19 protein-coding genes are annotated in these 22441 nt (G+C 71.4%); 8 read left to right on the top strand and 11 right to left on the bottom strand.

Annotation, left to right across the window (positions count from 1 at the left end):
• Positions 1–252 precede the first annotated feature (252 nt).
• On the top strand, positions 253–2112 hold the full coding sequence (locus tag D9V36_RS03470; RefSeq protein ID WP_241720681.1) for a virginiamycin B lyase family protein: 1860 nt from the start codon (positions 253–255) through the stop codon (positions 2110–2112).
• Between the two features lie 550 nt (positions 2113–2662).
• Here the strand turns inward: D9V36_RS03470 and D9V36_RS03465 are convergent.
• The gene (locus tag D9V36_RS03465; protein ID WP_129292445.1) at positions 2663–3133 is read right to left on the bottom strand and encodes a DIP1984 family protein; all 471 of its coding nucleotides are present in this window, start codon (positions 3131–3133) and stop codon (positions 2663–2665) included.
• 396 nt (positions 3134–3529) lie between these two features.
• Positions 3530–4369 carry an SDR family oxidoreductase gene (locus tag D9V36_RS03460; RefSeq protein ID WP_129292444.1) on the bottom strand — a complete coding sequence of 280 codons (840 nt, stop codon included), beginning with the start codon at positions 4367–4369 and terminating at the stop codon, positions 3530–3532.
• Positions 4370–4461: 92 nt separating this feature from the next.
• Here D9V36_RS03460 and D9V36_RS03455 point away from each other — a divergent pair, with 92 nt between their 5' ends.
• The gene (locus D9V36_RS03455) at positions 4462–4833 is read left to right on the top strand and encodes a winged helix-turn-helix transcriptional regulator (protein ID WP_129292443.1); all 372 of its coding nucleotides are present in this window, start codon (positions 4462–4464) and stop codon (positions 4831–4833) included.
• A gap of 109 nt (positions 4834–4942) precedes the next feature.
• Here D9V36_RS03455 and D9V36_RS03450 read toward each other — a convergent pair whose 3' ends face one another.
• On the bottom strand, positions 4943–5437 hold the full coding sequence (locus D9V36_RS03450) for a hypothetical protein (RefSeq protein WP_129292442.1): 495 nt from the start codon (positions 5435–5437) through the stop codon (positions 4943–4945).
• Between the two features lie 154 nt (positions 5438–5591).
• Positions 5592–6803, bottom strand: a complete 1212-nt coding sequence (locus tag D9V36_RS03445; RefSeq protein ID WP_129292441.1) for an AbrB family transcriptional regulator — start codon at positions 6801–6803, stop codon at positions 5592–5594.
• Positions 6804–7039: 236 nt separating this feature from the next.
• Between D9V36_RS03445 and D9V36_RS03440 the strand changes: the two genes are divergently transcribed.
• From D9V36_RS03440 to D9V36_RS42545, 6 genes are all read left to right on the top strand, one after another.
• Positions 7040–7717, top strand: coding sequence for a response regulator transcription factor (locus tag D9V36_RS03440; RefSeq protein WP_129292440.1), 678 nt, complete (start codon positions 7040–7042; stop codon positions 7715–7717).
• 81 nt (positions 7718–7798) lie between these two features.
• Positions 7799–9184, top strand: a complete 1386-nt coding sequence (locus D9V36_RS03435; RefSeq protein ID WP_164992864.1) for a sensor histidine kinase — start codon at positions 7799–7801, stop codon at positions 9182–9184.
• Between the two features lie 147 nt (positions 9185–9331).
• On the top strand, positions 9332–9961 hold the full coding sequence (locus tag D9V36_RS03430) for a hypothetical protein (protein ID WP_129292438.1): 630 nt from the start codon (positions 9332–9334) through the stop codon (positions 9959–9961).
• Positions 9961–10623 (top strand): ABC transporter ATP-binding protein, encoded by a 663-nt coding sequence (locus D9V36_RS03425; protein WP_129292437.1) that lies wholly within the window; start codon positions 9961–9963, stop codon positions 10621–10623. The genes D9V36_RS03430 and D9V36_RS03425 overlap by 1 nt, the downstream gene beginning before the upstream one ends.
• On the top strand, positions 10623–11399 hold the full coding sequence (locus D9V36_RS03420) for an ABC transporter ATP-binding protein (protein WP_241720680.1): 777 nt from the start codon (positions 10623–10625) through the stop codon (positions 11397–11399). The genes D9V36_RS03425 and D9V36_RS03420 overlap by 1 nt, the downstream gene beginning before the upstream one ends.
• Positions 11396–14041, top strand: a complete 2646-nt coding sequence (locus D9V36_RS42545) for an FtsX-like permease family protein (RefSeq protein ID WP_129292436.1) — start codon at positions 11396–11398, stop codon at positions 14039–14041. Before D9V36_RS03420 ends, D9V36_RS42545 begins: the two co-directional genes overlap by 4 nt.
• A gap of 24 nt (positions 14042–14065) precedes the next feature.
• On the opposite strand, the gene D9V36_RS03410 is transcribed toward D9V36_RS42545, so the two are convergent.
• From D9V36_RS03410 to D9V36_RS03380, 7 genes are all read right to left on the bottom strand, one after another.
• Positions 14066–15403 (bottom strand): HAMP domain-containing sensor histidine kinase, encoded by a 1338-nt coding sequence (locus tag D9V36_RS03410; RefSeq protein ID WP_129292435.1) that lies wholly within the window; start codon positions 15401–15403, stop codon positions 14066–14068.
• A 2-nt stretch (positions 15404–15405) separates the two neighbouring features.
• Positions 15406–16089, bottom strand: a complete 684-nt coding sequence (locus D9V36_RS03405) for a response regulator transcription factor (protein ID WP_129292434.1) — start codon at positions 16087–16089, stop codon at positions 15406–15408.
• A gap of 222 nt (positions 16090–16311) precedes the next feature.
• Complete coding sequence (locus D9V36_RS03400; protein WP_129292433.1) at positions 16312–17709, bottom strand: MATE family efflux transporter; 1398 nt, start codon at positions 17707–17709, stop codon at positions 16312–16314.
• A gap of 8 nt (positions 17710–17717) precedes the next feature.
• Positions 17718–18743: a cysteine synthase family protein gene (locus D9V36_RS03395; protein WP_129292432.1), complete on the bottom strand. Its 1026-nt coding sequence runs from the start codon at positions 18741–18743 to the stop codon at positions 17718–17720.
• Positions 18744–18769: 26 nt separating this feature from the next.
• Positions 18770–20152 (bottom strand): Y4yA family PLP-dependent enzyme, encoded by a 1383-nt coding sequence (locus D9V36_RS03390; RefSeq protein WP_129292431.1) that lies wholly within the window; start codon positions 20150–20152, stop codon positions 18770–18772.
• Complete coding sequence (locus tag D9V36_RS03385) at positions 20143–21168, bottom strand: ornithine cyclodeaminase family protein (protein ID WP_129292430.1); 1026 nt, start codon at positions 21166–21168, stop codon at positions 20143–20145. Before D9V36_RS03385 ends, D9V36_RS03390 begins: the two co-directional genes overlap by 10 nt.
• Before the next feature lie 28 nt (positions 21169–21196).
• Positions 21197–22192 carry a TauD/TfdA family dioxygenase gene (locus D9V36_RS03380; RefSeq protein ID WP_129292429.1) on the bottom strand — a complete coding sequence of 332 codons (996 nt, stop codon included), beginning with the start codon at positions 22190–22192 and terminating at the stop codon, positions 21197–21199.
• Positions 22193–22441: the final 249 nt, after the last annotated feature.

Below are 22441 nucleotides of genomic sequence, written 5' to 3'. Positions count from 1 at the left end.
GGCAACCCTTGCCATGTGCCGGTGCGCCGGTGCGTGGTACGTGTCGGTGTGTCCTCTCTCTGTCCCGGTGTGCAAGCGGTGATCCGGTTCGCGTATTCCGGCGCTGTACGACGCGGGCCCCGGTGGGAGTTGTCGGGCGGCCCTCTCAGCTGAGAGAGGCTTGTCATGGATTTGACTACGGGTTGGTGGGGAGCTCCGGCGGTAGCCGGGGTGCGGCCGGTTGTACCGGCCGGTGGATCTGAGGTGGCCGCTGTGCGCGGGCTTGTGGCCGCGCCGTTGAGTGCGGCGTTCTCCACGGTGACGATCCCGGCGGGCACGACCCCGCTGGGGGTGGCGGTGGCGCCGAACGGCAACGTCTACGTCGGCAACGCCAATTCGGGCAACGTCACGGTGATCAACAGCACCACGAACACCGTCCTGGCCACCGTGCCCGTCGGCTCAGACCCGGCCATGCTTGCGGTGGCGCAGAACGGCAACGTCTACGTCACCAACCAGAGCTCGAACAACGTGACAGTGATCAGCAGCGCCACGAACACCGTCCTGGCCACCGTCCCCACCGGCGGGGGCCCGTTCGCGCTGGCGGTCGCACCGAACGGCAACGTCTACGTCGGCAACAGCACGTCGAACAACGTGACGGTGATCAGCAGCGCCACGAATACCGTCCTGGCCACCGTCCCCGTCGGCGCGGTCCCGGACGCGGTGGCGGTGGCGGCGAACGGCAACGTCTACGTCGCCAACCGGAACGCGAACACCGTGACGGTGATCAGCAGCGCCACGAACACCGTCCTGACCACCCTCCCCACCGGTGGTTTCCCGGGCTATGCGGCGGTGGCGCAGAACGGCAACGTCTACATCGCCAACCAGACCTCGAACAACGTGACGGTGATCGACAGCGCCACGAACACCGTCGTGGCCACCGTCCCCGCCGGCACGGTCCCGGGGGTGATCGCGGTGGCGCCCAACGGCAACGTCTACGTCACCAACACCGTGTCGAACAACGTGACGGTGATCGACAGCGCCACGAACACGGTCCTGGCCACCGTTCCCACGGGCGGGGGCCCGTTCGGGGTGGCGGTGGCGCCGACCGGGAACGTCTACGTCGGCAACAGCAATTCCAACAACGTGACGGTGATCAGCAGCACCACGAACACCGTCGTGGCCACTGTCCCCGTCGGCGCGTTCCCGTTCTCGGTGGCGGCGGCGCCGAACAGCAACGTCTACGTCACCAACGCCAATTCGGCCAACGTGACGGAGATTTCACCGCTGACGGTGGCGACCTCGCCGGCGTCGCCGGTGTGCGGGCAGCCGGTGACGTTCAGCATTTCCGGGGGGACTCCGAACGGGACCGCGGTGGTGGACTTCGGGGACAGCAGCCCCACGGTCACCGTCGCCCTGGACGCCACCGGGAGCGGGCAGACCACCCACACCTACACCGCCGGTACGTTCACCGCGACCGTGAACGGCAACCCCACCTCCGTCACCGTGAACCCCAACTCCACCACGACGACGCTGTCGGTGACGCCGAACCCCTCCACCTGCGGTCAGAACGTGACCGTATGCGCCACCGTCACCCCGACCCCCGCCACCACCACAGTGCCGACCGGCACGGTCACCTTCACCCTCCCCAACGGCCAAACCCAGGTGGTCCCCGTCAACGCCTCGGGGCAGGCATGCTTCACCACCACCGCCCTGACCACCGGCACCCTCACCGCCACCTACAACGGTGACAGCTGCGTCACCGGCTCCACCACCAGCACCCCCGTCACCGTGAACCCCACCCACACAAAGCTGACCGCGCAGCCAGGCACAATCAGGCTCCGGCTGACCCCGCTGCCCGAGTTCTACATCCCCACCCTCAGCGCCACCCTGACGACCACCTCGGGGATGCCGTTGGCCGGTCAGCCGGTGACCTTCACCGCCACCACGCTCTTCGGCCCGGTCAACCTCGGCACCGCCGTCACCGATGCCAACGGCACCGCCACCATCCACAACGCCATCGTCCCCGTCTTCGCCATCGCCACCCCCTTCTACACCGCCACCTTCGCCGGCACTTCCTGCTACACCGCCGCCAGCGACCACGGCATCCTGCTGTTCATCCCCCTCCCGGGCTGATCTCACCGGCTCCGAAACCCCATCTCACCTGGTCTGCTGCGACGGGAGGAACACGCCGTGGCCCCACTGGACGAGCCGGCCGACCAGTCGAGGGGCCCGGCGACACGTGTGGACTCGGCGACACGTGTGGATTCCAGAGGTGGGGCTCCGGCCGTGAGGGCGGCTCCGGCATCGGCACGGTGATCGGCAGAGCACGGTGCAGGAAGGGGGGCAGAACAACCCGCCCCTTGTTCCGCTGTGGCGAGTCACTTGGCGGCCACTGCCGCAATCGCCAACGGTGTTCGCCCGACAGTGCCCTCTCTTGAGGTGTGGCCTGCTGCGATGTGGGATACCCCGAGCCCGCCCTCACCGCTCCGGATCTGCACGTGGTGATGTGCTGTGCGATGTGCACTGTTACCTGTGCGCGGTGCTGAGCTGCGCTGTGTGTGGGGAGTCGAACCCCGCGTTGCTCTTCACGCACCAGGAGGGGCCGGAAAACCGCCGGCCCTCGGTGTGTGCACGCCTCCGAAACGGCTACCTGCTCCACATCGTGACACCCTGCTGGGACCGCTCAGTCCAGCAGATCTACCTCCCAGTTCGTACGCTGGATCCGCACATCGATCTCACGGATCTCCCGTGCGAGTACATCTGCTTGACCCCGCAGTTCCGCGACCGGAAGCGCGGAGAGCATCTTCAGCTCAGATCGGAGTTGTCGCCCGTAACCTCGCTCGCCGGTACCTGCTGCCGCATCCGCCGCCGCGGTGATCACCGAGTGACGCAGTCGCAGCACATCCCGGCGCGCGAGCGCGTCGGTGAGCGTGCCGTCCTGGCCGAGCTGCACTGCGGCATTGGTTCGGTTGATCCGCCGGATCAGTGTCTCAAGAGTGCCCAGCACCTCACCGGCCTCGGCCAGCAACTCGGCTGCATCCTCGGCGGGCGTCTCACCTTCCTGATACCGCGCACTGCTGACGACGCGCGTTCGCAGCTGTTCTGCACGACGCGTTGCCTCCGCACGTTCCGCCAGTGCCTCAGCAAGCTTCACTGTCTTCCCTCCCGTCCGCCGTGAGCCCGCACAAGCATACGGATATGAACCGCTCTCACGCACTCATTTCTTTGATGCGCCGGAGCCCGGACCGGGCCCTCGGCACGTCCCTGCTGGATACCTGGAATGTGGTCGGCCAAAGGGGAGTTGTTTCGTGTCCTGTTTCGTGTCCCTGCTCGTCATGGGGCGGCCGGCCCGGGGATGTCGCGGGCGCTGCTGGTTTCAGGAAACCGATGGAAAGTCCGGTCAGGAGCCCCCGGACGTGACGGCATCGGCCACGACGCCGCGTGCCCGTGGATTGAAGTTGGCGGACAGCAGCTGTGATGGGCAGGCGCAGCCGTGCGACCGCAGCCGCAGCCGCACGAGGCCGCCTCGGCGTTTCAGTTGAGTTGTGCCTCAGCGGAAAGCGGCGATGTTGCGGGCGACCCAGCCGCTGAAGGGGCGCGGGGCACGGGCGAGGACTCGTTCCACGTCCGGGCTGATCCGCAGCTCGGCCGGGTTCGGGGCGGCGATGATGTCCAGGGTGTCGTCGGCGAGTTCCGCCGGCACGAACCGGGTCATCGCGGCCTTGGCCTCGTCGCGGGTGAGTTCGTGGAACCGCACCGGCGAGCCGAGCGCGGCGGCAATGGCCTCTGCCTGCTGACGCGGCGTGATCACTTCCGGCCCGGTCAGCTCGTACACCCCGCCGGTGTGCCGGTCGTTCAGCAGGCAGGCCGCCGCGACCTCGGCGATGTCCGCCGGGTCGACGACCGGCACCCCGACGTCGCCGAAGGGCGCCGCGACCACCCCTTGCGTGCGGACGGACTCCGCCCAGGCCAAGGCGTTGGAGGCGAAGCCGCCCGGCCGCAGGACGGCCCAGTCCAGGCCGGACTCCCGCAACGCGTCCTCCAGCGCGCGCATCGCGACCCGCGACGGGCCGAGCGGCCTGGTCGCCACGCCCTGCGAAGACAGCAGGACGACCCGACGGACCCCGCCGGCCTTGGCCAGGCCGATGATGTCGGCCGGTCTGGCTCCGGGGGCGTGCAGGTCACCGGAGAGCAGGAGGAACAGTGCCTTCGCCCCGTCCAGCGCGGGTGTGAGGCCCGCCGGTTCGGCCAAGTCGGCCGCCACGTGCCGGACGCCGTCCGGCATCGCCGCCGCGTGCCGCGACACCGCTGTCACCTGCTCGCCCGCCTCGGCCAGAGCCCGCGTCAAAGGCCGGCCCACGTTCCCGGTAGCCCCGGTCACCACGATCATGTTCAGCTCCTAGTCCGTTGTGCGTTACGGAAGTTGACGTTAGGAGGCGGGCTTACTTTTCGTAAGAACATACCCAGAGGTAAGCTCCGGACATGAAGGAAGGCGCGCAGCTGACGCAGGCCGAGGCGGGTCATCGGTATGAGGTGTTTCACACCGACTGCCCCGCGCGGGACGTGGTCGACCACGTGACCAGCAGGTGGGGCATCTGGGTGCTGATCTCCTTGCGGAGCAACGACCTTCGGTTCTACGAGCTGCGCGACAGCATTCAGGGCATCAGCGAGAAGATGCTCGCTCAGGCCCTGCGCGCACTGGTCAACGACGGCCTGGTCCGGCGGGAGGTCGAGCCGACCACGCCGCCCCAAGTCACCTACGGGCTGACTGAGTTCGGGAAAGAGGTCGGCGAACCGCTGACGGACTTGTTCCAGCGGATCACACGGCGGCTACCGCCGCGCAGCCAGGAATAGTGCGGTAGGCCGCGTATCGAAAGTGGAGTCGATCGCGACCGGACCTGGTTCGCGGCCAACAGAGTTTCCTCACACAGGAGTTGGGCGAGGGAGAGTCATGGGGCTCTCGTCACGGCGTCTTCGTATGGGGGGATCGGGGTTCACTCGGCGGCTGGATGTGGGACAAGCCGTGGGTGTCAGTGCTGCAGTAGACCAAGCCGTCGTGATCGACGTCTTGGGGGGTGATGGTGCCGTCGTCGTACACCAGCCAGGCGAGCACCGGGCGGTCCTCCCTGGTCCGGCCCGTAGGGGTGTCGAGGTGGTAGCAGGCCGTCCAGCCCATGCCCGGGAGCGCGGTGACGACTCGGGGGCGGCGCTCGTAGCCGAGGAAGCCGGGATGCAGATCGGCCCGGATGATCCGGCCGCTCTGTGCGTCGTGGAGGTAGCCGACCAGTTCTTTCTCGCAGCGCCACCAGTGCACGACGTCGCACTCCTCCGGCCTGGCTTCGTCATGGCCGACGAGGGCCACCCACCGCTGCTCTGCCAAGGAGACGCAGTCCGGTGCGGCTGCGGTGACGGCGACGACATCGGGGAGCGGGGACGAAGCCGGTTGAGAGGGGGCCACGGTGCTGAGACCTTCCGGTGGGGTGGGGTAACTGCCGGAACGCTGCCGGGTATCCGGCGGGTCGTGGGCGTGCGCGTAGGCGTGCGCGGGCGAGTAGGCGTGGGCGTGCGCGTAGGCGTGATACCGCGAGGCCCCGGTCGGGGGGTAGGAGTCGTCAGGTCTGTGCCCGCTCCTCGGTCCTCGCGCCGGTTGCCGCGGGGCGGGTGGTGGTCAACCAGCGTGTGATCACCGGGGTCACCAGCACGACGATCAGCAGCCGCAGGCTCTGCACTGTCGAGATCAAGGCGACATCCGCATGCGAGGAGACCGCAGTGGCGAGGACCGCGTTGATCCCGCCGGGGGTCGTGGCGAGGTAGGAGTCGACGAGGGGAGTGCCCGTGAGCTTGGCGAAGAGCCACGCCAGTCCCGCGCAGCCAGTACAGACCGCGGCGATGGCCATCAGGATCGACGGCATCAGACGCCGCACGCGAAGGAGCGTCTCCCGGGTGAAGCGCACCCCTACGTCGAGGCCGACGAAGACGAAGACGAGGTTCTGAAGCAGGCCGGCCGGGGCGAATCCCGGCACGGCGCCGCTCAACGTGACCACGAGCGCGGCCAGCATGGGGCCGATCAGCGCGGGTGTGGGCACCCGCAGCCGACGGCCGGCCAGGACGCCGGCGACCGACACGGTGGCGAGGGTGAGCAGGCCGGTCAGCTGGTCGGAGCCCATGACCAAGGGGAGGAAGCCACTGCCCTGACCGCCGTTACCCGCGTGGCCGGGGGAGCTCGCCGCTGACGCGGATGCCAGCCAGTGGGCGGCCAAGGGCGCGGTGGTCGCGACCAGCCCCACCCGCAGGTATTGGGTGAAGGCGACCATGCGCACATCGGCTTTGAGCTCGTCGGCGCAGGTGACGATCGCCGCTGAACCGCCCGGCACCATGCCGAGGACGGCACTGGGCCGGCTCAACCGTCCCCCGCGTGCGAGGAACCAGGCGACGGCGACGCTCAGTGCGATGGTGGCGGCGGTGACCGCGGTCAACGGCAGCGCGACGGGCGCTGCGGCGGTGAGGGCGGGCCAGGTGAGGTAGCTGCCCATCAGCGCGCCTACGAGAGCTTGAGCCGTGCGGTTCGCCGGGGCAGGCACGCGCTCACGCACTACGCCGGTGAGCGCCAGCGCGGCGCCGGCCAGCAAAGAGCACAGGAGGTAGGGGGCCGGAACACCGAAGGCGGAGGCCGCAAGGCCCGCCGCGTACGCCGCGGCGGCAATCAGTGCCCAGCGCCCGGCGGGGGCCGGACGGGGTGTTCGGAGTTCGGTCGGGTGTGGGGCGGGCTTCGCGGTGCCGGGCGAGGGTGTGTGCTCTCGCTGCAGCGCGGAAGTCGGAGCCACAAGGACGCCTTTCGTTCGCAAGAGGCATGTCCCGGGAGACGGGATGTCCCACAAGACATCGGCTCTTGCCACTGTGCGGCAACGCCCCTGAGCTGCTGCTGAGAGCCGCTGAGCGCATGCTGAGGGCTTCCTGAGAGAACGCTGAGAGCAGGCGAGTGACCAGGCGCGGAGCCTCTAGACTCGAAACCGGTGATCAGCCTTATGGCTGTCCCCCACCGCGTTGCGAGGAGATTTGGGTGCGCGTGCTGGTAGTCGAGGACGAGCGACACATTGCTGCGGCGGTCGAACGGGGACTGCGCGCCGAGGGGTTCGCCGTGGACCTCGCCGAGGACGGTGAGAAGGCGCTCATCCTGGCCCGCCACAACGCCTACGCCGTGATCGTGTTGGACCTGATGCTGCCCGGCCGCAACGGCTACGACGTCTGTCGGACGCTGCGCGCGGAAGACGTGAGCACACCGGTGCTCATCTTGACGGCCAAAGACGGTGAGTACGACGAGGCGGACGCCCTCGACCTCGGCGCCGACGACTACCTCACCAAACCGTTCTCCTTCGTCGTCCTCCTCGCCCGGATCCGCGCCCTGCTGCGCCGCAGCTCCCCTCAGCGCTCCGCGGTGCTGAGCGCCGGGGACCTGTGGCTGGACCCCGGCGCCCACCGCTGCGGGCGCGGGGAGAACGCCTTGGAACTCACTCCGCGCGAATTCGGGCTCCTGGAGTTCCTGCTGCGCCACTCTGACACCGTGGTGAGCAAGAGCGAACTCCTCAGCGAAGTCTGGGACGCCTGGTTCGACGGGGATCCCAACATCGTCGAGGTGTACGTCGGCTACCTCCGCCGCAAGATTGACACCCCCTACGGCCGCACAGCGATCGAGACGGTGCGTGGAGTCGGATACCGGCTCAATGGGAAAGGGGGCTGAGCCGGCGTGCGCCGCCTGTTCCTCGGCCCGGTGCCGACCCGCCGGCCTCGGCCGGCCAGTCGGTTGACCATGCGGTCACGGGTGACCTTGTGGGCCACCTCCATCGTTGCCATCGCCATGATCATCGCCAGCCTCGGTCTGCTGTTCGGGCTGCAGCACTCGCTGTGGAGGAACCTGGACGGAACAGCCCGGCAGCGCGTATCCGACGTCGCATCCCTCATCGAGCACCACCAGCTGGTGGAACTGATCCCCTCCAACGGCGGCGACGCGGACGTGGTGGAGGTGGTGGACTCCGCCGGACGAGTGCTTGCCAGATCCGACTACGAGACGCAGCCCGGCACCCCCAGCGGACTGCCGCATCCGCTGCCGCGCAGGCTCACCAAAGGCCACGCCGAGACACTGCACGACCTGCGCATCGGCGATGGCGGCGACTTCCGCGTCACCGGCAAGCCCACCAAGTTTGACGGCCGCCCGGCCACCATCGTCGCCGCCGTCTCCCTGGACCAGGCCCAATACACACTCTCCAGCCTGGCCACCGGCCTTGCCATCGGCGCCCCGGCGCTGACCGTCCTGGTCGCCTGGACGATCTACCGCACCGCAGGACGCACCTTGCGGCCGGTGGAAACGCTGCGCCGCCAGGCCACCCACATCAGCGCCACCGATCTGCACCGCCGGCTCGACCTTCCCGCCTCCCGTGACGAGGTGCACGCCCTGGCCGTCACCCTCAACGACATGCTCGCCCGGCTGGACGAGGCGTCCGCCGCCCAGCGGCGTTTCGTCGCCGACGCGGCTCATGAACTGCGCAGTCCGCTCACCGCGATCCGCTCCCAACTGGAGGTCATGGCCGCCTACCCCGACCCGCAACGAGATCCGCTCGTTGCCGCGGCGCTGCTGGAAGACGCCCTTCGACTGAACGAGTTGGTGGAGGATCTGCTGGCGCTGGCCCGCAGTGAGGACCCGGCCGCGCGGCGGCCGAACACCCTCACCGATCTCGACGAGGTCGTCCTCGCAGAGGTACGCCGCCAGCGCGACCTGACGCCGACGGACATCGACGCCCGTGGTGTCTCGGCAGGCCGCGTCCGGGGCGATGCCGAGGCGCTGCGCCGGGTGGTGCGCAATCTTCTGGACAACGCCCGCCGGCACGCCGCACGGCAGATACGAGTGACCCTCACCGCGAGCGGAGACACCGTCGAACTCACCGTCAGCGACGACGGCACCGGCATCCCGGCGGACCAGCGCAGCCGCGTCTTCGAACGCTTCACCCGCCTCGACGAAGCCCGCTCCCGCGAGGCCGGCGGATCCGGCCTGGGCCTGGCCATCGTCGGGAAGGTCGTCACCGCCCACGGCGGCACAGCCCATGCCGATGCGGACCCGGCACCTGCCGACGGCGGCCTGGGGGGAGCGCGGCTGGTCGTCAAGCTGCCTCGGACGGATGTGCCGGATACTCCCGGCCCCGGCAGAACCTGACAACCGGTCCCCGCAAGGGCACGGTGTTAACCGGGCGCTAACCCCACGCAGAGCGGGCCCTGGCCTGCTGACGCCTAACGTCGGGGTAGAGGCGCACGCCGTGGCGGCGGACCTCCTCCGCCGCCCTCGCCGCGGGAGGTGTCCACCATGCGTCATCCGTTCGCCGCCGCCGCAACCGGTCTCGTACTCCTCACCGGAACCGTGACCGGAGCAGCGGCCTGCTCGTCCACGGCGGCCGCACCGCCACCACGCCCGATCACAGCGGCGGTTCCGCACGGCCCGACACCACCGCCGCCGGCCGACTCCAACCCGCCCGGCGACATCCCCGACTCGCAGGTGTACGTGCCGTGGTCGCCGCCCGTCGGCGGATTCACCGTGAAGGTCCCGGAAGGATGGGCGCGCACCACCCACGGGCACGAGACGGTGTTCACCGACAAGTTCAACAGCGTACGGGTGGCCCGCGTCCGGACCACGACCGCCCCGACGGTGAACTCCGTCCGCACCCATGACGTTCCGGCCCTGCGCGCCGCGAACTCCCACTTCCGGCTGATCAAGGTGGTCGAGGTGCCACGCAAGGGCGGGACAGCGGTGCTGGCCGAATACCGCGCCGACTCCGCACCCAACCCGGTGACCGGCAAGCGCCTCACCCTGGACAGCCAGCGGTATGTGTTCTACAAGACCGGCCGGGGCGAAGCGGTGCTGACGCTCTCCGGCCCGATGGGCTCCGACAACGTCGACCCCTGGCGGACCGTCACGGACTCCTTCCGGTGGTCCTGATGGCCGCGCCCGTCCTCAGCGCCTGCTCCTTGTACCGGTTCTTCCGGGCCGGCGAGGAGGAGACGTTCGCGTTGCAAGGCGTCGGACTGGAGGTCGGGCCCGGTGAGACCGTCGCGGTGACCGGCCCGTCCGGCTCGGGGAAGACCACCCTGCTGAACTGCCTGGCAGGGCTCGACGAGCCGGACGGCGGAACGGTGCGGGTGGCCGGCCGAAGGCTCAGCCACCGCCCCGAGGGCGAACGGGTCGACCTGCGCGCGCGGCACATCGGGGTGCTCTTCCAGTCCGGCAACCTGTTGGACCACCTCAGCGTCCGGGACAATCTCGCGCTGGTGCAGCGGCTGGCGCCGGGCCGGCATCGCCCGGGAGCGGATCAGCTGCTGGAGCGGGTCGGTATCGGCCGGCGCGCCGGTGCCCTGCCCGGGGAGTTGTCCGGCGGGGAGGCAGCTCGCGCGGGTCTGGCCGTCGCCCTGGCGAACGCTCCCGAACTGCTGCTCGCCGATGAGCCGACCGGCGAGGTGGACGCGGGTACCGAACGCCGGGTGCTGGACCTGCTGCGGGAGCACGCCGCGGGGGGATGCGCGGTGGTCGTGGTCACCCACAGCCGCGCGGTGGCCGGCGCCGCCGACCGGGTGCTGCGGCTGAGAGACGGCAGGTGGGTCTGATGCATACCCAGATTCCTTCGGGCGCTGACGGCATGCACCGCATGGATGCGGCCCTGGTGCGCTGTGATGACGTCGCCCGGACCTACGGCAGCGGGCCGGGCGCCGTCGTCGCCGTGCACGGACTTGACTGCCACGTCCCGCCCGGCGCCCGGATCGCGGTGGTGGGGCCCTCCGGGTCGGGCAAGTCCACGCTGCTGCACCTGATGGCGGGTCTGGACCGGCCCACCGCGGGCACGGTGAGCCACCCCGGTCTCGACGGCGCGGACGCGGGCACCCTCGCCCGGCACATCGGCGTCGTCTTCCAGGGCCCGAGCCTGCTGCCCCCGCTCACCGTGGCGGAGAACGTCGCGCTGCCGCTGCGGATCGACGGTGTGCCGGACACCGAGGCCGACGAGCGGGCGCAGGTGGCCCTCGCCCGCCTCGGCCTGGCCGATCTCGTGCGGCGTCTGCCGGACGAGCTGTCGGCGGGGCAGGCCCAACGCGCCGCCGTGGCGCGGGTGTTGGCGCGCCGGCCCCGGCTCGTGCTGGCCGATGAGCCGACCGGTCAGCTGGATCGCAGCACCGGCCGTCAGGTGCTGGCGGTCCTGCTCGGCACGGCCCGGGAGCTGGGAGCGGCCGTGGTGGTCACCACCCATGATCCGCGGATCGCCCGGGAACTGGACGTCCGCTGGTACATGGCCGACGGACGGCTGATCCGCCCGGAGGCCGGTGACGGGGGGAACGACCGGACCGGCCACCCCACGGACCGGCGGGTTTCAGGAGGCGAGAAGACGTGATCAGGATCTGGCTCAACGGTCTGCTGCGCCGGCGCGGTGGGCGCCTGCTCGCCGTGGCTGCCGGAGTGGCCACCGCGGTGGCCCTGCTGGCGGCGCTCGGCGGCTTCCTCGGCGCCACCCACGCCACCATGACCGCACAGTCCGTACGCGCGACCGTGGTCGACTGGCAGGTACAGGCGGCCAACCCCGCCGATGTCCCCCAGGTGCTGAACACCGTTCACCACACGCCGGGCACCCGGGCGGCACTCCCCGTCGGCTACGCATCCACCAGCGGCCTGAGCGCCACCGCGGGCGGCACCTCTCAGACCACCGGACCGGGCAGCGTGCTCGGCCTGCCGGCCGGCTACCGTACGGCGTTCCCCGGCGAGATCCGGGTGCTGGCCGGACGCGGCGACGGGGTGCTGCTGGCCCAGCAGACCGCCGCGAACCTGCACGCGGCCCCCGGCGACACGGTGGCCGTCGGGCGGGCGGGGCTGCCACCGGTGCGGGTGCGGGTGGACGGTGTGGTGGATCTGCCGCACGCCGATGCGCTGTTCCAGAAGGTCGGCGCACCGCCGCAGTCCCAGCCGACCGTGCCCCCGGACAACGTCGTCCTGCTCCCGCAGCACCGCTGGCACACGGCCTTCGACCCGCTGGGCAAGGCCCGGCCCGACCTCGTGCACGCGCAGATCCACGCACGCCGCAGCCATGCCCTGCCGCCTGACCCGGCCCTCGCCTACGCGACGGCGACCGGCCGTGCGCACCACACCGACCTGCGGCTGGCCGGTACCGGCGTGGTCGGGGACAACCTCGGCACGGTGCTGGACGCGGCCCGCTCGGACGCCCTGTACGCGCAGTTGCTCTTCCTGTTCCTCGGTGTGCCCGGTGCGGTGCTGGCCGGGGCGCTCACCGCGGCGGTCGCCGGGGCCGGTGCCGCGCGACGGCGCAGGGAACAGTCCCTGCTGCGGACCCGGGGAGCCTCGGCCGGGAGGCTGCTGAGCCTGGCGGCCGTGGAGGCCGCGGTGGTGGCGGTCGCCGGCGGGGCGGTGGGCCTGGCGGTGGCGGCACTGCTGGGGCGCACGGCCTTCGGTGCGGCCGGCAGCCTCACCGCCGGCTGGGCGCTGGCGGCGCTCGCCGTCGGCGTACTGATCGCGGGCGGCACGGTGCTGCTGCCGGCCCGCCGCGACATCAAGGCCGTCACCGTGGTGGCCGGACGGGCCGCGGTGGAGCGACGCCGGGTGCCGCGCACGCTGTGGTGGGCGGTGGCCGCCGTGCTGCTGACGTTGTCGCTGGTCGTGTTCGCGATCACCAGCCGCACCAACTACGCCCTGGTCCTCGCGCCCGAAGGCACCCCCACCCTGTCGGTGGACTACTGGGCGTTCGCCGGACCGGCGCTGCTGTGGGCCGGGGGAGCGCTGCTGGCCTGGCTGCTGACGGACCTGCTCCTGCGGCGCGGGCGGCCGGTGCTCACCCGGCTGCTTCGCCCGATGACCGGTGCGCTGTCGGGCACGGTCGCGGCCAGTCTGTCCCGGCAGCGGGGGACCGTGCTGCGGGCGGTGGTACTGCTCGTGCTGGCCGTCGCCTTCGCCGCCTCGACCGCCGTGTTCAACTCCACCTACCACCAGCAGGCCGGGGTCGACGCGGTACTCACCAATGGCGCCGATGTCACGGTGACGGCGTCCCCCGGCTCCACCGCGGGGGCGGCCGACGCGGCCCGGGTGGCGGCCGTGCCCGGTGTGCGCAGCGTGGAGCCGTTGCAGCACCGCTTCGCCTACGTCGGCCCCGACCTCCAGGACCTCTACGGAGTCCGGCCGGCCACGGCCGTCGGAGCGGGCCGGCTGCAGGACGCCTACTTCTCCGGCGGGAGCGCGCGGCAGCTGATGGACCGCCTCCAGCGGCAGCCCGACGCCCTCCTCGTCAGCGCCGAGACCGCCCACGACTTCCAGCTGCACCCGGGCGACCACCTCCGGTTGCGCCTCCAGGACGCCCGCACCCACCGGTCGCGGCCCGTTGAGTTCCGCTTCGCCGGCATCGTCAAGGAGTTCCCGACCGCCCCCAAGGACAGTTTCCTGGTGGCCAACGCCTCCTACGTGGCCCGGGCGACCGGCAGCGGCGCGGTCAGCACCCTGCTGGCCGACACGGGCGGCAGCGGACAGCGCGAGGTGGCGCACCGCGTGCGGTCCGTGCTCGGTCCCGCCGTCCAGGTGACCGACCTCCCCTCGGCCCGCACCGTCACCGGATCCAGCCTCACCGCGGTGGACCTGGGCGGTCTCACCCGTGTGGAACTGGGCTTCGCCCTGGCCCTCGGCGCGGCGGCGGGCGGTCTGGTCCTGGCCCTCGGCCTGGCCGAGCGGCGCCGCACCCTCGCGCTGGCCTCCGTACTGGGCGCGCGGGGGCGGCAGCAGTCCGGGTTCGTGTGGAGCGAGGCCGCAGTGGTGGCGGTGGCGGGCACGTGCGGCGGGGTCGTGCTCGGCTGGGCGCTGTCCGAGGTACTGGTCAAGGTCCTGTCCGGCGTCTTCGACCCGCCGCCGGCCGCTCTCGCCGTGCCGTGGGGCTATCTGGGCGTCGTCGCCGCGGCGGTCGCGACGGCCGTTGCCATGGCCGCGACAGCCGCGGTGCGCCATGCCCGGCGGCCACCGCTGAGGGAGCTGCGGGAGCTGTGACCGCTGCCCGGGTCTTACCGGTCGTCAGGGCTGGGGCGTCCGCGTACCGGCGGCGACCAGCCAGGTGAAGCAGGGGTGCGGTGCCCTCCTGGAGACCCGGAGGCGCCCGCCCTCGGCCTCCACCAGGGAGCGGGCGAGCGCCAGACCGATGCCGTGCCCGCCGCCGGCGGCGTCGCTGTCGTAGCCGTGTCGCCGGGCGAAGACGTCCACGCCCTCGGGAAGGCCCGGCCCCTCGTCCGCCACGTCCACAGCCGGCACCCCCGCCGCGTCCCGGACGGTGACGGTCACCGCGCCCGCCCCGTGGACGAGGGCGTTGGCCAGCAGGACGTCCAGCACCTGGCGGCCGGCACGTGCCGAGCCGACGGCATCCGGCAGCGGCGACTCCACCGTGATCCGTAGGGGGCGGCCCGCGGCCGCCAGTTCGCCGTGCCAGCGCCGCTCGGCATCGGCGAGCAGCGCCTCGATGTCCAGCGGCGCCCGCTCCGGCACGTCGCGGGCGAGCGAGAGCAGGTCCTCGATCGTCGTCTCCATGGCGGTCAGCGAGGCCAGGGCGGTCCGCAGCGCGCCGCGCGGATCCGGCTCGGCGGACGGCTCCCGCTTCGCCGCACCGCCCTCGGCCAGCCCGCTCTCCAGCTCCAGCCGTACCCGGGTCAGTGCGGTGCGCAGCTGGTGCGAGGCGTCCGCGCTGAATGCCCGCTCCCGGCGCAGCAACTCCTCGATCCGCGCGGCGGCCCGGTTCAGCGCGGTCGCGACGGCATCGGCCTCCGGCAGCCCGGACACCCCCGCCCGGGCCGACAGCTCACCGCCCTCCAGCCGGCCGGCGGTGGCGGCCAGCGCCTCCATCGGATACGCCAGCCGCCGACTGGAACGGATGCCCACCGCAGCCGCCACACCGACCGCGACGACGGCCAACGCACCCATAGCGGCCCACGTCACACGTGCCCTGCGCCAGGGCCCCTCGGCCGATGCGCTGGCCCGCACCGCCGCGCGGACCCGCTCGCCGGAGCCCACCGGCACCGTCGCCACCAACTGTCCGCCGACCCGGGACGACGAGGCCCGTCCCGCCAGGGCGTCGCGGACCGGCCGGTCCCCGGCCGCCGGTCCCGCCCCGACCACCCGCCGCGCCCGGTCGTCGTACACGCCTACCTGCCTGCCCGGCCCGACGCGTGGCAGTTCCATGGGATCGCGCGGGTGGCGCACCTCCGCCGGAACGGTCACCGCCACCCGATCGGCGAGCTGTTGCAGTGCACGCACCTCGTCCTGCCGGTACAGCCGCAGCGTCGCCACCGCCAGCGGGACGCAGAACAGCACCACCGCGCACACCACCGCGGCGATGACCGCCCGCAGGATCCGGCGGCGCACGGTCAGCTCTCCCCGGGAGGTTCGAGCCGGTAGCCGAAGTGCCGCAGGGTCGTGATCCGCACCCGGTCACCGAGCTTGTGGCGCAGCGCCGCGATGTGCACGTCGAGCGTCTTGGTGGAACCGAACCAGTTTGTGTCCCACACATCGCCCATCAGGTCCTCCCGGCTCACCGCGCTGCCGACCGAGGCGGCCAGCCGCGCCAGCAGGTCGAACTCCTTGGGCCTCAGCTCCACCTCGCCCTCCGGGGTCAGGCACCGTCGGGCGGTGCGATCGATGAGCAGGGTGCCGTGCTCGGTCCGGCCGGGCCCGCCCTGCCGGCCCGGAGCCGCCCGCCGCAGGTGGGCAGCGATCCGCGCCTGCAGCTCGGCCAGCCGGAACGGCTTGGTCAGGTAGTCGTCGGCGCCCGACTCCAGCGCCTCGATCACATCCATCTCACCGCTGCGCGCCGTCAGGACGACGAGCACGGCCTGCGGCAGCAGTTCACGCAGCCTCCGGCAGAGCTCGAAGCCGTCCACGTCCGGCAGCCCCAGGTCCAGCAGCACCAGCTCGGCGGGCTCCCGCCCGGCACGCTCCAGCGCCGCCGCCCCGTCGGAGCACCAGTCGCACGCATGCCCTCGCGCGCGCAACATCGCCGCGAGCCTGCCGCCGATGGCCTCGTCGTCCTCGACGACCACGATCCGTGCCACGCCCTCACGCTAGCCGTGGGCGCGGCACGGTACGACTCGGCGGGGGCGTACACACATGTGCTGGGCCAGTCGGGTGAGGGCGGGGCGGGGCCAAGTGACACGGGGCAGCAGCGGATTCGGTGCACTTTGTCGTGTGGTGCGGATTCGGCTGCACAAGGCGGCGAAAGGAGGTCGGGCACCGCGGCGTGCTGCCGTCGGTGCCCGGCCCCGGGGATGCGAGGTTCAGGCGGCGGGTACGGGCTCCGTGGCCGCGAACCGGGCGTGCAGGGCAGCGCTGTAGCGCCGCAGCAGGAGGATGGCGGTGGCCGCGAGACCGCTGAGCAGGCCGAGCCAGATGCCGAGGGTGTCGAGGTGGGCCGGGTAGGCGAGGAGCGCGGCGGCCGGCAGCCCGATGAGCCAGTAGCCGATCAGGGTGATGCGGAAGCCGCTCTTGGTGTCGTCCAGTCCGCGCAGCAGACCCACGCCGATGTTCTGTGCGCAGTCGAAGAACTGCAGAACCATGGTCACGAGCAGCAGGTGGGTGGCGATGGCGACGGCCTCGCTGTCGCCGGCGCCACCTTCGAAGAAGGGCGCCAGCACCAGTCGCGGGACGGCGATGTAGAGCACGGCCACCACGGCCATGACGGCTCCGGCGCAGGCCAGGGCGGTGTTCTTGATGCGCAGGGCCGCCTGGGGACGGTCCAGCGCGATTTCTCGGCTGACGTTGATCGAGGCCGCGTGGGAGAGGCCGACGGCGACCTGGAAGACGATGTAGACGAGTTGGTTGACGGCGGTGTGCGCGGCCAGGGCGGCGCTGCCGAAGGAGCCGGCCATCAGGGCGGTGACGGAGAAGAAGCCGGCCTCCGAGCCGTAGGTCGCCGCGATGGGGACGCCCAGCCCCACCAGGCGGCGGACGGTGGCCCGGTCGGCCTGGGCGATGTTGAGGCTGAGCAGCGGCGCGAGGACGGCGTCGCGGCGGGTGAACGCGTACAGCGCCAGGAAGGTCAGCAGGTAGACCAGGGAAGTGGCGACGCCGACGCCGGGCAGGCCCAGCTTCGGCAGCCCCCAGGTGCCGTGGATGAACACCCAGTTGATGCCGGCGTTGACCGCGACGGAGGCGATGGTGATCTGCAGCAGCGCCTGCGGGCGGCGCATGCCGACGGTGAACTGGCGGATGGCCTGGAACCACAGGCAGGGCAGCAGTCCGGGCGCCAGGGCCAGCAGCATGTGCTGGGCGCTCGCGGCCACGCCGGCGTCCTGGCCGAGGAAGGGCAGGGCCTGTCCGATCAGCAGCATCAGCACGGCGCCGACCACTCCGGCGAGTGTGGCGAGGGCCAGGCCGGCCCGGACGATGGAGCGGACTTCTTCGCTGCTGCCGGCGTCGGTGCCTTCGGCGGTCTCCGCGCGGGCGGAGGCGGCGGCGATCTGGTTGCCGACGGAGGTGATCAGCCCGACGCCCATGGTGCGCAGCTGGTTGAAGAGGACGATGGCCAGCCCTCCCGCCGCGAGGTCGGCGGCGCCGAGCATGCCCATCATCACGGTGTCGGTGGTCGTCAGCGCCACCTGGGCCAGCTGGGTCAGGACGAGGGGGACGGCGAGTGTGGCCAGGGCGCGGCTGTCGCGGAGGAGAGTGGTGAGCATGGTGGGCATCAAATCCTGCGGAGTTTGGTGATCTTCTCGTCGATCTCGCGCTCTACGGAGTGGTCGATGAGGTCGCGGGCGTGCATCCATTCGTCGTTGAAGACGGTGTCCAGGTACTTCTCTCCGCCGTCGTTGATCAGGGCGACCATAGTGCTCCCCGGCGGCAGGGCCGGAAGCCGGTTCAGGGCCTCGTAGACGACGCCGCCGGCGGAGCCGCCGATCAGCAGACCGGTGCGGGCGACCGCCCGGGCGGCGGCGAAGGCCTCGACGTCACCGACCTTGACCCCTTCGTCGATCAGGTCGAAGTCGACCAGGGCGCCGATCTCGGCACCTTCGGGGGTGCCGGTGCCCGACTGGTAGTAGTCGTGGGCGGGGCCGCCGAAGGCGATGGAGCCCTTGGGCTCGACGCCGATGGTGGTGAAGTCCGAGAGGAGTGTGCGCAGTTCGCGGGTGGTGCCGCACAGCGCCCCGCCGGTGCCGACAGCACCGATCAGGACGTCGATCTGACCGTCGAGGGCCTGGTGGAGTTCGTGGGCCACGGGGAAGTAACCGACGCCGTTCGCGGGGTTGTTGTGCTGCTCGGTGAAGATGGTGTTGTCCTGGCCGCGTGCCATGTCCTCGGCCAGCTCTTCGCGGGCGGCGGTGGCGAGTTCCTCGGTGCCGTCGTCGACGACGTAGACGAGTTCGGTACCGAGCGCCTTCATGCCGCGCAGTTTGTCGGCGGCGGCGTGGTGGTCGACGACGGCGGTGAAGGCGTAGCCGCGCTCGGCGGCGATGACCGCCAGGCCCAGGCCGGTGTTGCCCGACGTGGACTCGACGATCCGGCCACCGGGCCGCAGCTCTCCGGCCTCCTCGGCGGCGTCGACCATGGCCCGGGCCATCCGGATCTTCGCGGTGCCGGTGGGGTTGTACATCTCCAGCTTGAGCAGGAGGCGGCTGCCGGTCTCGGTGCGGCACAGCTCCAGTAGGGGGGTGTAGCCGATGAGGTCGGATATGCGGGAGACCACGGCGGGGCGCGCGAGGGCCTCGTTCATGGGAAGACTCCTGGACGGGTCGGAGGTCAGCAGGCGGGGCGGCGGTCGAGGCGCCAGCGCGGGCGGTCGCCCGGTCGGTCCATGACGACCTTGGGCGGCAGCGGCAGATCGTGGAAGGGGGACTCGTTGGAGTCCATCTGGTAGCCCGCCGTGTTCGGGTAGACCAGGAGGTCGCCGACGCGGGGGAGTGCGGGGAAGGGGACCTTGCGCCAGGTGAGCATGTCCGACTCCAGACACGAGGCTCCCCCCACGCATACGGGGTGGGCCTCGCCGCCGGTGACCCGCCCGTCGGGCGTCACCAGCTGAGGGTCGGGGAGGTATTCACTGTTGAACCACTGCTCGGACAGGCTCAGGCTGGTGCCGTCGACGGTGACGATGCGGTATCCGTCGCGTTCCTTGACGCCCTGGATGCGGAAGACGCTCGATCCGGCACCGGCCAAAAGGGCGCGGCCGGGCTCCATCATCAGCAGCGTGCCGGTGTCCTGCAGCCGGGCCGCGAGGGTGTCCTGTCCGCCCTGAGGGACGGTGTCCAGGATGACGCGCAGTGCGTCGGCTCCGGCGACGGGCGAGTGGTAGGGATAGAAGTCGCCGCTGCCGAACGCCTTGCGGGCGTGGTAGTGCTCGGGGCGCTGGCCGGCGAGGAAGGTGCGCCAGTGGTCGGCCGCGCTGTAGTCGACGGCGAAGCCGCCGCCGATGCTGATCCGGTCGGCCTGCAGCCCCAGCACCCGGGCCTTGAGGCACAGGTCGACGAGTTCTCCGGCGAGTTCGGCGCGGGGCCGGGTGGCGTAGCCGGACAGGTGGAAGCTGAAGCCCTCCATCCGGACCGCGTCCCCGGCGCGCACGCACCGGTCCAGTGCGGTCGTCAGCTCGGCGTCGTTCATGCCGAAGCGGCTGTGCGGCTGGGAGGGCGGCAGCCGACGCAGCAGCAGCCGGGCAGGGCGCACCGCGCCGGTCAGCGCCAGCGTGATCAGCAGATCCAGCTCGTCCAGCGCGTCGACGGCGATCAGGCAGCCCTGCAGGACGGCGAGGCGCAGCAGTTCGGCGCTCTTGGCCGGTCCGGTGACGACGACGTTCTCGCCCCGCACCCCGTGCCCGAGGGCCTCGCGCAGTTCCCCCGCGCTCGCCACGTCCACGCCTGCCTGGTGGGCGGCGCAGCGTTCCATCCACACGGCGGCCTTGTTGGCCTTCTTCGCGTAGTACACCCGCCCCTCCACGCCGGCGTCGTCGAGTGTGGTGCGGAATGCGGTGAGGTTGGCGTCGAAGCGGTGCGGCAGCAGGAAGTGGAACGGGCCGCCGAACGCGTAGGACAGCTCGTGCAGCACGCCGCTGTCCAGGATCCGGTCGGTGTCCGCGTCGGGGTGGGCGGGAAGCGTCGGCGGGTTGGTGGTCGCGAGGTCGGTCACTGCCACAGCGGCACCTGCACTCCCAGGCCCTGGTCGAGGGCGAGTTGGGCGAAGCGGTGGCCCAGCGCGATGTCGGTGACGACGAGTCCGCTGTTGTAGGCGAAGATGCGTTCCTTCGCCGAGCGGCGGCCGGCCGTGATGCCCGCGATCACGGGCGGGAACTCGGTGTCGACGGCGGGGAAGTGGCCTTCCTCGTCGGCCATGTCCGTACCGGTGACCTTCATCTGCGCCTCGCTCGTGGCCACGACGCGATCGGCGCGGTGCAGTGTGGAGGGCGCCAGCCCGTGCCCCACGAGGATCGACAGCGCGCCCGGCTTCAGCCAGCCGGCCTCGACGGCGGCCGGGGTGTGGCCGCCCGCGGTGGCGATGATGATGTCGGCATCCGACGCGGCTGCCCGCAGGTCGGTGACGAGCTCCACCTCCCGCTCGGGGAAGTGGGTGCGCAGCTCTTCGCGCACGGCGGCGATGCCCTCGGAGTGGGTGCCGAACAGCATCAGGCGGTCCAGGTCCGGCAGGGTGGTCAGCAAGAAGGGCAGGGCCAGCCGGCCTTGGGTGCCGGTGCCGATGACCAGGGCGCTGCGGGCGCCGGGCCGGGCGCACTCGCGGGCGAGGAGGGCGGAGACGGCCGGGGTGCGCAGCGATCCGATGCGGCCGCAGTCCATCATCGCGACGGGCAGGCCGGTGACGTCGTCGTAGAGGGTCAGCGTGGTGTAGTAGTGCTGCTCCTCGCGGCCCTTGTCGAGCCCGTGCTTGTACGAGGTCTTGATGGCGACGACATCGCGCGAGCCGTCCCGGCCGAGCATCGCGTAGGAGACCGAATGCCCGTCGTCGGGCTTGACGGTGAGCTTGCGGGGGTTGTCCGACCGGCCGGCGTGCAGCGTGCGGTAGGCGCCTTCGACGGTCGCCACGACATCGGCCAGGGAGATGTCGATGCCGGCGAGGTCCGTCGTCGACAGGATGCGCAGGGTCTTGTCGTCGGCGGGTATGGAGTGGGCTTCGTTGCCCACGGTGGTCTCGGTCATGTCCGTCCTCGGTGGGGTGTGGAGGTGGTCAGGCGGCGTGGGCTTCGATGGCGGCCTGACCGTAGCCGTGCTCGTCGGCTTCGGCCAGGGGGCGTGTGCGGCGCGCGGGGACACGGACGGAGGCACGCTTGAGCCAGCGGTCGGTGCCGTCGTAGCGGGCCCGGAAGGGGACGCGGCCGTGGACGACCAGGTCGTTGTCGACGACCAGGACCTCGCCGGGGTTCAGGCTCACCGCGGTCGAGACGCGGGCGAGTTCGGCCTCCAGCCGCTCGTAGGCGGCTCGGTGGGCGGGTGAGGCGTCGTCGAGCGGGGTGTACGCGGGGTCGAAGCGGAGGGTCAGCCCGACCTTGGCGTGGAAGAGGGTGGGGACGGGGGCCGGCTTCCCGCCGTCGAAGCCCTGGGCCTCGGTGTAGGCGTCGTCGGGGAGGATCGGCAGGCGCGGCCGGGTCAGCAGGGCGGTGTCGGCCTCGGAGAGCCGGACGTTGCGGATGCTGGCCGCGGTGGTGGCGATGTGGTCGCGATTGCGCATACAGCCGAGCATCAGCAGGTGGGCGCGGCCGGGGTGGAAGGCGTCCTCGGTGTGCGGGCTGAGCAGCACGCTGCTGGAGGCACCGGTCTGCTCCGTCTCGTGGCCGGGGGCAGGGACGATGTTGTGCACGAAACGGCCGTCCTGCTGCCCCTCCCAGGCGATCGGATTGCCCATGACGGTGGCCAGCAGCAGCATCACGATGTCGTGGACCGCGCCGCTGTCACCGGCGGTCGCCCAACTGGAGGGCGTGGGGCCTATCCCGCTGTCGTCGACCTCCCACCCGCGCAGGACGAACAGACCGTCGTCGGTATCGACGGGACGCAGCTCATGGCGGGTCGGTCCGCTCAGATCGCCGGCGACCTCGGCGACACGGGCCAGGAGTTCGGGTGAGGTGGCGGAGGTGCCGAATTCCGCGAGGATCTTCTCGGCGGCCTGACGCAGTTCCCCCACGCTGGTGGCGTCGAGCTGACGGACGGGTGCGGCTCCCGTGCTCATGGCGTGTCATCCGTTCCGTTGAAGTCGGGGTGAGGTCCGGGGCGGTGCCGCGCCCCCAGGACACAGCACGCTGAACGCACCGGAGGAGCGATATGGGGGCTCTGCTCCGAACCGGCGCCCTGCGGACGGTGATGAAGGTACCCATGATTCTTAGGTAAGGCAAACCTAACCAAGTTTTTGAGTCTTCTGCTTGACTTCGGGGAACTCGCCCCCATGGGGGGCTTGTTGGCGTTCGCCGATCAGGGTGGC

The sequence above is a fragment of the Streptomyces lydicus genome (assembly GCF_004125265.1).
In the GTDB taxonomy this organism is placed as follows: domain Bacteria; phylum Actinomycetota; class Actinomycetes; order Streptomycetales; family Streptomycetaceae; genus Streptomyces; species Streptomyces lydicus_C.
This window is presented reverse-complemented; position numbering and strand designations above follow the sequence as displayed.

What these genes read in the sequence shown, in the direction of transcription:
- D9V36_RS03420 (WP_241720680.1), top strand. Translation starts at nt 10,623, where the DNA reads ATGCATACCCAGATTCCTTCGGGCGCTGACGGCATGCACCGCATGGAT.
- D9V36_RS03385 (WP_129292430.1), bottom strand. Translation starts at nt 21,168, where the DNA reads ATGACCGAGACCACCGTGGGCAACGAAGCCCACTCCATACCCGCCGAC.
- D9V36_RS03430 (WP_129292438.1), top strand. Translation starts at nt 9,332, where the DNA reads ATGCGTCATCCGTTCGCCGCCGCCGCAACCGGTCTCGTACTCCTCACC.
- D9V36_RS03460 (WP_129292444.1), bottom strand. Translation starts at nt 4,369, where the DNA reads ATGATCGTGGTGACCGGGGCTACCGGGAACGTGGGCCGGCCTTTGACG.
- D9V36_RS03380 (WP_129292429.1), bottom strand. Translation starts at nt 22,192, where the DNA reads ATGAGCACGGGAGCCGCACCCGTCCGTCAGCTCGACGCCACCAGCGTG.
- D9V36_RS03455 (WP_129292443.1), top strand. Translation starts at nt 4,462, where the DNA reads ATGAAGGAAGGCGCGCAGCTGACGCAGGCCGAGGCGGGTCATCGGTAT.
- D9V36_RS03400 (WP_129292433.1), bottom strand. Translation starts at nt 17,709, where the DNA reads ATGCTCACCACTCTCCTCCGCGACAGCCGCGCCCTGGCCACACTCGCC.
- D9V36_RS03425 (WP_129292437.1), top strand. Translation starts at nt 9,961, where the DNA reads ATGGCCGCGCCCGTCCTCAGCGCCTGCTCCTTGTACCGGTTCTTCCGG.
- D9V36_RS03395 (WP_129292432.1), bottom strand. Translation starts at nt 18,743, where the DNA reads ATGAACGAGGCCCTCGCGCGCCCCGCCGTGGTCTCCCGCATATCCGAC.